A 12,368-nucleotide genomic window follows, 5' to 3' on the forward strand; every position below is an offset into this window, starting at 1 on the left:
CCAAGACATGATTTGAATTGAATCTGTGCAACTTGCTTCTTTTGGAATATTAAATTGAAATTAGTACCAAAATAGAGTGAGGATTTACGGATTGTATAGATATGGATGTGATTTCATTTGAGCGGTTCGGGTAATAAAATCAGCTTTGTGCAAATATTTATGATGTTTTCATTAATGAATGGCCTTGCCAGCCACGTTATCGTAAATCCGATGATTTTGTCTGCTTCCAAACGTGATTCGTGGATTACTGTACTGATGACAGGTGTATTTTTTCTTATTTGGATTTTGCTATTGGTCTGGATAATGAACCGATCAGGTCAGCAAGAGTGGAAAAAGTGGCTATCCCGTAGGAGTTCCCCTTTTGTTTCATGGCTCCTAATCCTTCCCGTTTGCATTCAGATGTATCTCATTGGCGGGATGACCGTCATCCATACGGCTACATGGCATGTAACAAATTATTTGCCCTCTACTCCTAAGATGCTGCTCGTTGTCTCATTGGTATTATTTTGTACAGCCATGTCTATGTGGGGATTAAAGGTCATTGCGATCGTTGCAGGCGTGTTGCTTCCGCTTGTTGCTTTGTTAGGCATTTTTGTCGGTTCATTCAATTCTCCAATGAAAGATTTTTCGTTATTAAAGCCTGTACTAGAGCATGGATGGAGTCCGGTTTGGAACGGAATGGTTTATTCCGGCGCAGGTTTTGTGGAGTTGATGGCGCTTATCGTGCTGCAGCATCATTTGAAGACGAAAGTTCGAGCTTGGCAGCTGCTTTTATATGGCGTATTTTCCATCGTCATTTCACTGGGACCTATCGTTGGTGCGATTACAGAGTTTGGTCCCATAGAAGCATCCCATCAAATGACTTCGCCTTACGAGCAGTGGAGGCTCGTGAAAATTGGGCAATTTGTTGAGCATCTAGACTTTTTATCCATCTTTCAATGGCTGTCTGGCGCGATTGTTCGCATAAGCTTATCTGTGTATTTATTCGTTGAATTGCTTTCTCTTCGTCAAGCACGCAGTCGACACTGGGCAATAGCTATCATTATGGTGAGTTATATCCTTCTGTCACTGTTTCGAGTAAACGAATATACCTTTTATTTATGGATGGATCGTTATTACATGCCAATCTCGCTGGCGGTATTGTTGTCCTTTTCATTCTTATGGATGATTGCCGCCCTGTTCTTAGGATCTGCCTCAAAGGAGGGAAAAACATGAATGGACAAGCGCAGTCAAAGTCAGAGATCTGGAATGAGGAAAGCTTAAGGGCTCTCTTTGAGGGTTCATCAGATGTCAAAATCCAAGCCTGCCACTTTGGAGAACAAGAGAGTGTTGAAGTCGTGATTGCTTTTGCAGAAGGACTGAGCCATTCAGCCGATATTGGTAAGTTTATTTTGCCAGAGCTTAATCGACTCTTTAAAGAACAGGGCTCATTCAAGGATCCGATTGTGCGGTTGTCCAATGTACTCTCGATTACGGAATTTACAGAAGTGACCGAGGACGCGCTATCGGAGGCTATATTTCAAGGGGATCTGCTGCTCATATTCACCGAAGAAAATAAAGTGGCTTTTGTAAGCATAGCCGATAAGCCAACAAGACAACCATACGAATCCAGTACAGAAATTTCGGTTAAGGGACCAAGGGATGGGTTCGTTGAAGATATTACTGTAAATATTGCCTTAATCCGTAAACGGCTTCGAAGCCCTTCTCTCCATGTAGATAATTTGACAATAGGACGAAGAACAAAGACGCGGATTGGGGTTCTTTACTTTTATGACATCATTAATCCCAAGATATTGGAGGACTTACATGCGCGATTGGAAAAAATTGATATTGACGGTTTAATCAGCATTAGTCAGCTTGAGGAATTGTTGTCTGATTTTAAATTTAAGCTATTGCCGATTATGGATTTTACCGGAAGACCTGATTATGCCGTCCAAAGCTTGCTTTCGGGCCGTGTAGTACTCGTTATCGATGGATTGCCGATGGTGTTAATTGCGCCAGCTGGCTTGTCCCTTATTTTAAAGTCTCCAGAGGATGCCCATTTCAACTATGCGTATGTTTCATTCTCAAGAATAATAAGAGGGATTAGCTTATTCCTGTCTATCTTTTTACCAGCCATATGGGTTGCGTTAGTGTCGTTTCATCAAGACCAAATTCCATTTCAAATGATGGCTACTATTTCCGTGACAAGACTGGGGCTGCCGCTTTCTTCGCATATGGAAATGTTTTTGCTGCTCATGCTGCTAGAAATATTTAGGGAAGCGGGAGTAAGGCTACCTAACGCAATTGGTCAGACACTGACGTCAATTGGGGGGTTGATCATTGGAGATGCAGCCATTCGAGCGGGTTTGGTTTCGCCGTCAGTTGTTGTAGTTGGTGCAATTACCGCCGTTTCGGGAGTAACTCTAGTGAATCAGACGTTAAGCACGCAGGTTAGTATTTTGAGGCTGTTCTTTTTTACACTATCCGCAATTCTCGGCATGTATGGCGTGATCTTAGGTATGGTACTGCTCATTGGTTACATGGGTACTATAAAATCATTTGGCGTAAGCTATTTGGCGCCTTTATCTCCGCTATCCGTTAGGGAGCTGCTTATTTCTTTCCTGAGATTGCCGTGGGATAAAATCAACAAGCGACCTACCGCGCTGCAAACGAAAGATCCCGATAAGAAGAAGGAGGATTAGACATGTATATTTTCCGGGCAATAAGCGTGCTTCTGTGCAGTATTATGCTTCTAAGCGGTTGCACGAGTATGCCGGAAATTCAAAACATGGCATATGCGACGGCTATTGGTGTCGACTTTAAGGACGGAAAATGGATTGCCTACACACAAATACTCAATTTTTCAAACATCTCGCATAGTGAACAAGTTAGTCTTGGTAAAGCTGTCCCCGTATGGGTAGGCAAAGGGGAAGGGAAAACGATGGCATTAGCATTAACTGATATTAGCAGAACATCCCAGCTGCAAGTGTTTTGGGGTCATGTTAAAGCTGTTGTTATGACAGAAGCGGTGCTCAAGAAGGGTGTCACCGATGTGTATAGCGCGATTAATCGTTACAGGGAAGTAAGATACAATATTCTGATCTATGGAACAAAGAGGAGCCTGCCAGAAATATTTATTCAGAAATCGATTCTGAATTTATCCCCACTGGAAACGATCATGTTTACGGCTAGTCAAATGCATTCAGTCGTTTCAGTAATTCTTCCAGTTACTGGAAATCGCGTTATTGCGGATTTAAATGAACCTGGAGAGCCGGCAATGATTCCATCACTTGACCTTGATTCTAAAGATTGGTCGGAAGACGAACAACCAAAGCCGATGTTCAGCCTATCAGGTGGTTATTTTTTCAAGAAAAACAAGATGATAGGATGGATGTCAGGACGGGATCTGCAAGGGATTAGATGGGCGGAAGAGGGACTGAAACGTATACCGCTTCAAGTTACTGCCCACGGCTCACCGGCTGCCGTTATTGAATTTTCATCTCCGAGAATGAAAATTAGACCCGTAACGGAAAAGGGAGAAACTCGCTTTAATCTTGAAGTTGAGGCAAAGGGCATCGTCATTGAGCTAATGCAAGACGTAACCATAAACCATTTGAAGGAATGTACCGCTGATGCCATCCGCAAGGAAATTACGAGCACCTATAGTAAAGCGTTAAAGGTCCAAATCGATCCGTTTCATCTCAGACAAACCCTTTATCAGTCATCACCCTCTGAGTTTCGGCGCTTGTCCAGCTCCGATGATTTTTTCTTGAAAAATGATTCTATCAAGAATATTCAAGTAAACGTAAATCTAATGAATACAGGGAAATATAAGGGGACCAAAAATTAATTGAAGCAGACATTGGGACTCAAAGCAAGATTCCTCGTAACTCTTGTAACAAGAGCACAATCATGAAGCCTCTACTAATCATAGATTAAAAGGAGCATGATAGTGGGAGGTGAGCTTTATATGGAGGAAATGTATCGTTTCGGCAGAAATAATATGAACTGTAGAGTCCGTGTTCGGACTCGGGATGGCCGTTGCCACGAAGGCGTTATCGTAAATGTTGATAGAAACAATCTATATTTACGGACATCGGATGGGGTAAGAACGTCAGCATATTATGGTAATGGATACGGTAATGGATATGGAAATGGGTATGGTTTTGGTTTTGGGGCAGGTTTACTGACTTTGTCATTGTTTTCGCTTCTTGCTATTGCTTTGATCTAAATAAAGAAACCTCAAGTCCACAGCGGCTTGAGGTTTCCTTGTTTTATAGCAGCAAGATGGAATATCTCACCTTATGTTTCGGTTAAGGAAGAATGTTTCCTGCAGCACGATAAATGGCATACCATTCTTCGCGTGTCAAATGAACTTCGCTCGCATTGCAGCAATCGTTCAGGCGGTCAAGATTCATTGTACCGATAACCGGTTGCATTTGCGCAGGGTGGCGCAAAAGCCATGCAATAGCAATTGTCGTATTGCTCACATTATATTTTTCAGCAATTTCATCGATTTGTTTATTCAATTCCGGGAACTTGTCGTTTCCAAGGAATACGCCTTCAAAAAATCCATATTGGAATGGAGACCAAGGCTGAATCGTAATATCGTTCAGTCTGCAATAATCGAGGATACTGCCATCACGGTGCACAGCAGCATCATTTTCCATATTTACGTTAAATCCGCTCGAAATCATAGTCGCGTTTGTAATGCTTAGTTGCAACTGGTTAGCGACTAGAGGCTGCTTCACCGATTTCTTCAAAAGTTGAATTTGCATTGGTGTTTGATTGGATACGCCGAAATGACGTACTTTGCCTGAGCTTTCAAGGCGATCAAAAGCTTCAGCTACTTCTTCCGGCTCGACCAATGTATCTGGACGGTGCAAAAGCAGAATGTCCAAGTAATCCGTTCTCAATCGCTTCAAAATCGCATCTACCGATTCTAAAATATGTTCTTTGGAGAAATCGAACATGCCAGGACGAATCCCGCATTTTGATTGTAAAATAATCTTCTCGCGAACTTCATCGTTCATATGAATAGCATCTGCGAATATTTCCTCACAAGTTCCACCGCCATAAATATCAGCATGGTCAAAGAAATTCGCACCTTTATCTAGCGCCGTCTGAACAAAACGTTCGGCACCGGCCTTGTCCAGCGAATTAATACGCATGCAACCGACTGCAATCACCGGCACCTCTAGTGTACTGCTTCCAAGCTTCATCGTCCTCATGATTTAAGTCCTCCTTCGAGATTGGTTAACTTTGTTTGATGGATTCATCGCAAATAGAAGAGTGTTCTATTTGTTGCTGCACAAACTATGTAAACGCCTTCCTAAAACAATTGTGCCTTATGATTGTCTCACAAAAGGCCGCCGTATTTCAATGTTTACAAAAAGGATAAAATGATATATGTGTCCGCTGGTCGTTGGCACGGCATCTCTATCCACGTGCTCTGGTATTTACATACAAACGTGAATTCGGTATTCTGGAAAAATAGTTTCAACTTGGAAGGCATTTAATTACGACTTTTTATTAAATGGAGGCAGCAAATATGGCGACAATTGAGGATTTCATGAAATTAGATATTCGTATTGGTACGGTTATTCATGCAGAACCTTTTCCAGAAGCACGAAAACCCGCAATAAAATTAGAAATCGACTTTGGTGATTTTGGTGTCAAACATTCCTCGGCACAGATCACAGAACGGTATGAACCAGAACAGCTTATTGGCCGTCAAGTTGCCGCAGTTATGAATTTTCCTGTTAGACGTATTGCGGGCTTTAAATCCGAGGTGCTTGTCATTGGTGGAGTCCCATCGGAAGGTGATGTAGTTCTTTTAAAGCCAGATCACCCCGTTCCGAATGGGACGTCAATTGCGTGAGGAAGTTTATCAAAAAAAAACAGGTTGCCGATATAATCGGCAACCTGTTTAGCTTTCCACGTTCACACGTCGACAGCGATCGTAGCAATTAAAGTTATAGGGCTCCATGTCAGCTTCGATTTTTTTTGGTACATAACCATCGTTTGTTAAGCTGGTAAGAAGTTTAGTTAAATGCTTTGCCGTTTCTGGTAGATCATGCATGAGCACGATAGGGGTCACATCATATTTCTCTAATTTTTGTATTTGAGAAATTGTCGTTTTAATATAATCTTTGCTTGAAATAGACCAGTCGCTGCTGTCCACGTTCCAATCCCACAATTTATACCCGTTGTCACTTAAAACCTTCCTGAATGAATCCGTTAAATAAGGTACACTGCCGTAAGGCGTACGAATGAGAACCGATGAGATGCCTGTAATTTTCTCAAGTGTTTTTTGAGCTTGATTCATTTCATCCAGCGCAGATTGTTCCGAACGGTAAAATCGATTTTTATTGTGTGTGACACCATGCAAGGCTACGGCATGTCCTTCTTCTACAATTCGTTTAACGATTTCTGGAGACTGTCGCATTTTTGGCTCCAACATAAAAAATGTAGCTTTTACATGAAACAGCTTCAACGTATCCAATATTTCATTGGTAGCTGAAGAGGGGCCATCATCAAAGGTTAAATATATCGTTTTATTATTTTTGTCATCATCGATTTCGGAAGGCTGCTTTACAGTAATTAAATTTGTTTCAAGTTGTTCATCTGTGTCATTTACAGTTGCTTGGATAGGATTTGGACTGCTGCATGCAGATAATTGAGTAACAATGATTAAAATAATACAAATGGCAAGTTTTCGCATGATCTAATTCCTCGTTTTGTGTAAGATGTTTTGATTACGACGGTTCTTTTGTCCTTTCTTTTTGTACTGTGGCATATATCTTTGGGATGTCTGTTTAGTCAGTATAAAAAACAAAAGTGTCAGCACTATGGCTAACTTGTTTCTATGTTGTAAAATCTCGCAAAAATCGACATCAGCTACTGATTATTGATTTGTTAATTGGAAACACTGTGTAAGAAGAATAATGGACAGGCTATGGCCATCAGAATGAAGCAGATGAATTTTTAAGGGGACAGCGGCAATCTGAGACTATTTAATATAAGTCTCATTATCCGTTGTCCCCTTTATTGATTGACCTGCTTTGATAACCAAATGGCTGTTATTAAATCTATTTACGTTTCTTTTTTAGAAATTTTCTAGTTAAATTAACTGATATTGATCTTAAATCAGAGGAATCGGTTGAATTTTGACCAGAATCGCTATTATCGCTGCCGCTGTCACTGTCGCTGCTACTAGAATCACTGCTGCTTCCTTTTCCGGCTATATTGGTTATGTTGATGTTTATTCTGCCAACATTCCCAAAAATAATCGTGCCTTCGTTTCTTTCAATGATGACACGTCCCAATTCGCATCCCATAATAGCTCAGCATCCCTTTCTTTCATCACTATTTAAAGCAGCTTGACTGTAGATGGTTCTTACTGACTATTCTATGAATGAACGAGTAGATAGGTATTGGCTATTTGTAGAGTTACAGGAGCCTTTTTTTAGTCTAAAATCTGTTTTTATTATGCGATGTGGTATAAAAGCTCTCATTCTATTGGATTTTTCTGGTTTTGCGCATGAGCAACAAAATTAGTTTATTCAAACTCTATTGGTGTCTGGGAAGATTTCTTACACGGGGCAAGACTGTTTCTCTAGACCCACATGAATTTCGTTTTGTATAATGACACGGTACCTTTAAGGCTATAGAAGATAGGAAGTGCTCAAGGATTGACTACTCAAATGGATGCAACAAACAAGCAATCAACTTTCGCGATTTGGACCAGCTTAATTAGCAACATTGTATTGACCGTCATGAAACTTACAGTTGGTTTGCTGTTTGGCAGCCAAGTGCTTATTGCAGATGGCGTTCATAACGCAGGAGATGTATTTGCAACTGCAGCAGCATTAGTCTCAATGATGATATCAAAGCGACCGCCGGACGAGGATCATCCTTATGGACACGGAAAAGCTGAGGTTATCGGAGCAGGAATTGTAGCTGTTGTACTTGTCCTTGCTGCGATCTACATGGGCTATCACTCCGTAATGGCAATGATGGAACCGCCACATAAAGCAACACTGCTTGTCCTCATTGCAGCAGCCATTTCACTCGTATGGAAACAATGGCTTTATGTTTACACGATGCGAATTGGCAAAAACACGAATAGCAGCGGCTTAATCGCCACTGCATATGACCATTTAGCAGATGTATACGCATCACTGGCAGCAGTAATTGGTATTGCTCTAGCCATGTTAGGTGAACATTATAATATTCATTTTCTAAAATATGGAGATCCCTTCGCTGGAATCATTGTTGCTTATTTTGTCCTAAAGCTGGCCATTCAAATGGGAAAAACCTCTGTTGACGTATTAATGGAGAAAAATATTGATGAAGTGAGCATGGAGCAAATTTCAGAGCTCGTTAAGTCGATACCTGAAGTTAAGCGAATTGACCGAATACGGGGGAGAGAGCACGGGCATTACATTATTGTAGATGTAAGGGTAGGCATTCCGGCTGAGTTAAGCGTACAAGAAGGCCATGATATTAGCAGAGAAATCAAACGAGTGATTCAAGCGCAAAATCCGATGGTGGAAGAGGTTCTTGTTCATTTAAATCCATGGTATATGGAGAACACTCAAAACGAGTAAAGGTAGTTAAGCCGATACGAATGCGGAAAAACGGGTGCTGAGGCATCCGTTTTTTGTTTGTTTTTCAACTGGGTAAGAATGAATGGTTCCACTAAACTGTATACCTAAACGCAACAAAGGCTTGCGATTAGTCGTCTATCTCGTAATTGGAATATTTAGTATACGGAGGGTATAGATGATGAAACAATTAAAAGGCAAAGCTGTCGTAATCGTTATATTAATTGCTTGTTGCATTCCCTTACTTTTATGTTGGGGGTTGTATATCATCCTAAGTTCTCCGGCGATGCACTGAATGATTCGAGATCTGTTATGATAAATAAATGATATTTATGAGTTCAGTAAACTTCAGTTATAGGCGTTCTTTATTACCCAAGCTGCGAATAAGTCGTTTATGATGTGTATTGTAGGCTATCATTATAAAAGGAGTGATGCGTTATGAGAAATGACCTGATTCAAATGATCGATTTGTTCGAGAGGTCTATCACTTAGGGAAATCCGATAGATGGTTTTTCCTGAAATACAGGGAGGAATCCAGGAATGATTACATTAAAGGCATTAGACATAAGTAATTGGGAACAATGTGCACAGCTTAAACCAAAACCAGAGCAAGAAAAATATATCGCTCCTAATATTTATTCGATCGCTGAAGTGCAATTTTTAAAAGGATTTGTAACGAGGGCGATTTACAATGATGAAGTTATGATTGGTTTTACGATGTTTGGGCTTGATCCAGACGATGGGAATTACTGGATATATCGATTTATGATTGATGGAGCATTTCAAGGACAAGGTCATGCTTCTAAAGCAATGCAGCTGGTTATTGATGAAATAGGAAATGCAAGTGACCGAACGGATTTTATTGTACTTGGATATAAACCGGAAAATGAGCGAGCGAGGAAGCTATACTCAAAAGCAGGCTTTAAAGAAGAAGGTTCTGCTCCATGGGGAGAAATACTTGCGAAGTATAGCTTCAAGCATGCTGTTCATAAATAACGAGAATAAAAATTCACATAGCAAAGGCTGCCGACCTAAACGAGAAGGCAGCCTTTGCTGAGTTCATATAAAAGAATGTTTAGGAATGATGATACCTAAATCATAATATCGATATGATTATTGCGGATGGATCGTTTAATATAAGCATAGGAGTGTCGAAGCTGTAACCAGCTCTCATTTTCAAGAGGAGGAATTGTGATGTCCATGCCGACTAGCGATACATTGGCGAGAAAGAAAGTTAGAGCCATTATTACGGGTTCTACTGGAATGGTGGGAGAGGGGGTGCTCCATGAATGCCTTAATCACTCTGAAGTGGAGCAGGTATTAGTCATAAATCGCAAGCCATGTGGCGTAACCCATCCAAAGCTAAATGAAATTATATTGCCGGACCTCTTTGATTTATCTAGTATTGAATCTAGGTTAAGCGGCTACAATGCCTGTTTCTTTTGTCTAGGCGTATCGTCTGTAGGTATGAAAGAGGCTGAATACAGCAGAATTACATATGATTTAACCTTATATATAGCTAATCTGCTCTCCAAATTAAACACGGATATGATCTTTTGTTATGTAACCGGGGAAGGAACAGACAACACGGAACAGGGCAAAAGCATGTGGGCACGAGTGAAAGGGAAAACGGAAAATGATCTGCTGAAGCTGCCCTTCAAGGGAGCTTATATGTTTCGACCAGGCTATATACACCCGATAAAGGGATTAAAAAACGTCCATCGCTTTTATGGGTTGTTAACTTGGCTATACCCTGTTTTGCGGCCTATTTTTCCGAAGCATGTTATTACGTTAAGAGAACTGGGCACAGCGATGATTAATATCGTTAACGAGGGGTACGTAACTTCCATATTAGAGAGTAAAGATATGGCGAAGGCGGCGAAATTGAAATAAAGCTTTATGGATATACAAACGAGAACGTAGCTGAATACATATTGGAAAACTTCCCTTCTGGCAGCATAGAGGGAAGTTTTTTTGAGTTTCTCTCCCAAGAGGAGCTGAGGTCAGAGCGGAATAACAACATCTGTAATTGTACATACTACGCTCATCTTAGACTGGGAAACTTAGGGTACCCGCCTAAAGTCTTCCGTAAGGGAGTGGAATGAAATGAAAGCCAAAGGGAAACTAGGGAAATTTATAATGGCTGATTTGTCTTCTGTCCAAAATGATTTTTCACTGGGAAACTGGGGTGGGAAAGCGGATCAAAACCCTGAGACCACGGAAGGCGCCACAATGCCTCAGATAAGTGACTATACTCAAGATTATGGACGTCTATCCCGAAGTCTCGCTGAAAATTTAGAATGGTTTAAGACTCATTTCACATATCCCCGCAATCGAGGTCTAATTGTTCGTGAAGTAACAGTAGGACAGCATGGGCGAAAGGGTGCAGTCCTATTCATGGATGGACAAGTGGACTGGAAGCATCTGGACCGCTGTGTCATGGTGCCTTTAATGAATATAGAGATGAAGCATGTTGAAGAGCCGGATATCGATTTGTTGATGGCGGATACGTTCAAAGATGGAAAAGTCACCTCAAAGGTGGAGCTTGGAAGAATTACAGATAGTATATTGGCAGGCTCCGCTGCCATTTTATTTGATGACGTAGCTGAAGCGATACTCGTTGTGGTAAAAGGGTGGGAAAAGAGAGCCATCGATACCCCTAGAACAGAGGTTGTCGTGCGCGGTGCAAATGAAGGGTTTACGGAGGAGCTAGAAACAAATTTATCGATGATTAGACGAAGACTTCGTACGCCAGACCTAATCGTGGAGACTGGTTTTGTAGGCACGCTCTCGCGGACAGAAATAGCCATTGTGTATATTAAAACGATTGCAAACGAAGAGCTTGTAGCCGAGGTTAGAAAACGTATCGCAAGCATTCGATATGATTACATCGGGGATAGCGGCACGATTGAACAATTAATTGAGGAGCATTCGAATTCGATTTACCCCAATATACTCAGCACAGAACGACCAGACTGGACCGCAGCACATCTAGCCAATGGTTATGTAAGTATTATGGTGAACAATTCACCATTCTCTCTTATCGTCCCAGCTCATTTTCCACTTTTCCTGCAAACGGTAGAGGATACTTATCTTCGCTGGCCCTATAGCAGCTTTATCCGTACGATTCGCGTAATCGGTTTTTTTGTTGCACTCTATTTGCCGAGTATCTATGTGGCAGTCGCTAATTTCCATCAAGAAATGATACCGACGACACTTATGCTTGCTATTGCCGGTTCACGCGAGGTTGTGCCGATTCCGCTGGCTGCAGAAATATTTATGCTGGAATTGATGTTTGAAATCATTCGTGAAGCAGGCGTCCGGATACCGAGCGTTATCGGTCCGACGATTGGTATCGTTGGGGCATTGATATTGGGGCAAGCCGCCGTACAAGCCAATATTGTAAGCCCGATCGTTGTCATTATTACGGCAACAACAGCGCTAGCTTCTTATACGATTCCGAACTATAACATGCAGTTCGCCACACGTATGCTTCGTTTCATTTATTTGCTTGCAGCGTCTTATCTCGGCTTGGTTGGCGTTGTTTTGCTGTCATTATTGCTTTGGACTACGCGAGCAGCGGAAAATTCGTTCGGCGTTCCTGTACTCGCTCCTTTGACTCCTCATAGACCCAGCAGCGATTCATTTTTGAGAAAAGCAATCGATAAGCAAATTTATCGTCCGTTTTCGATCCGTCCCAAAGATGCGAATAAAATTCCGAGCAGTATAGCGGTAGAAAGCGATGAGACGAACGAACAAGGGGATGCGCAGAAGTGA

Annotated in this window: 12 protein-coding genes; 9 read left to right on the forward strand and 3 right to left on the reverse strand. The window is 41.5% G+C overall.

The window, feature by feature from the left end; all coding sequences use genetic code 11:
• Positions 1 to 117 precede the first annotated feature (117 nt).
• The 4 genes from AC0VYE_RS13080 (at position 118) to AC0VYE_RS13095 (ending at position 4,213) form a co-directional block, all read left to right on the forward strand.
• Complete coding sequence (locus AC0VYE_RS13080; RefSeq protein ID WP_076270145.1) at positions 118 to 1,215, forward strand: GerAB/ArcD/ProY family transporter; 1,098 nt, start codon at positions 118 to 120, stop codon at positions 1,213 to 1,215.
• Positions 1,212 to 2,684 carry a spore germination protein gene (locus AC0VYE_RS13085; protein WP_076270144.1) on the forward strand — a complete coding sequence of 491 codons (1,473 nt, stop codon included), beginning with the start codon at positions 1,212 to 1,214 and terminating at the stop codon, positions 2,682 to 2,684. Before AC0VYE_RS13080 ends, AC0VYE_RS13085 begins: the two co-directional genes overlap by 4 nt.
• 2 nt (positions 2,685 to 2,686) lie before the next feature.
• Positions 2,687 to 3,832 (forward strand): Ger(x)C family spore germination protein, encoded by a 1,146-nt coding sequence (locus AC0VYE_RS13090; RefSeq protein ID WP_475448478.1) that lies wholly within the window; start codon positions 2,687 to 2,689, stop codon positions 3,830 to 3,832.
• A 120-nt stretch (positions 3,833 to 3,952) separates the two neighbouring features.
• A complete protein-coding gene (locus AC0VYE_RS13095; RefSeq protein ID WP_475449560.1) occupies positions 3,953 to 4,213 on the forward strand; it encodes a hypothetical protein in 261 nt (86 codons plus the stop codon).
• 82 nt (positions 4,214 to 4,295) lie between these two features.
• Here AC0VYE_RS13095 and AC0VYE_RS13100 read toward each other — a convergent pair whose 3' ends face one another.
• Positions 4,296 to 5,213, reverse strand: a complete 918-nt coding sequence (locus AC0VYE_RS13100; RefSeq protein WP_475448480.1) for an aldo/keto reductase — start codon at positions 5,211 to 5,213, stop codon at positions 4,296 to 4,298.
• A 320-nt stretch (positions 5,214 to 5,533) separates the two neighbouring features.
• Here AC0VYE_RS13100 and csaA point away from each other — a divergent pair, with 320 nt between their 5' ends.
• Positions 5,534 to 5,863: a chaperone CsaA gene (gene csaA / locus AC0VYE_RS13105; protein ID WP_475448482.1), complete on the forward strand. Its 330-nt coding sequence runs from the start codon at positions 5,534 to 5,536 to the stop codon at positions 5,861 to 5,863.
• A gap of 48 nt (positions 5,864 to 5,911) precedes the next feature.
• Here the strand turns inward: csaA and AC0VYE_RS13110 are convergent, their stop codons facing one another.
• A complete protein-coding gene (locus tag AC0VYE_RS13110) occupies positions 5,912 to 6,706 on the reverse strand; it encodes a polysaccharide deacetylase family protein (protein WP_475448484.1) in 795 nt (264 codons plus the stop codon).
• A 367-nt stretch (positions 6,707 to 7,073) separates the two neighbouring features.
• Positions 7,074 to 7,322 (reverse strand): hypothetical protein, encoded by a 249-nt coding sequence (locus tag AC0VYE_RS13115; protein ID WP_076270138.1) that lies wholly within the window; start codon positions 7,320 to 7,322, stop codon positions 7,074 to 7,076.
• Positions 7,323 to 7,688: 366 nt separating this feature from the next.
• Here AC0VYE_RS13115 and AC0VYE_RS13120 point away from each other — a divergent pair, with 366 nt between their 5' ends.
• From AC0VYE_RS13120 to AC0VYE_RS13135, 4 genes are all read left to right on the forward strand, one after another.
• Positions 7,689 to 8,594: a cation diffusion facilitator family transporter gene (locus AC0VYE_RS13120; protein ID WP_076270137.1), complete on the forward strand. Its 906-nt coding sequence runs from the start codon at positions 7,689 to 7,691 to the stop codon at positions 8,592 to 8,594.
• A gap of 537 nt (positions 8,595 to 9,131) precedes the next feature.
• A complete protein-coding gene (locus tag AC0VYE_RS13125) occupies positions 9,132 to 9,587 on the forward strand; it encodes a GNAT family N-acetyltransferase (RefSeq protein WP_076270136.1) in 456 nt (151 codons plus the stop codon).
• A gap of 198 nt (positions 9,588 to 9,785) precedes the next feature.
• On the forward strand, positions 9,786 to 10,484 hold the full coding sequence (locus tag AC0VYE_RS13130; protein ID WP_475448487.1) for an NAD-dependent epimerase/dehydratase family protein: 699 nt from the start codon (positions 9,786 to 9,788) through the stop codon (positions 10,482 to 10,484).
• 213 nt (positions 10,485 to 10,697) lie between these two features.
• On the forward strand, positions 10,698 to 12,368 hold the full coding sequence (locus tag AC0VYE_RS13135; protein ID WP_475448489.1) for a spore germination protein: 1,671 nt from the start codon (positions 10,698 to 10,700) through the stop codon (positions 12,366 to 12,368).

Source organism: Pristimantibacillus sp. Z349TD_6, assembly GCF_056173205.1.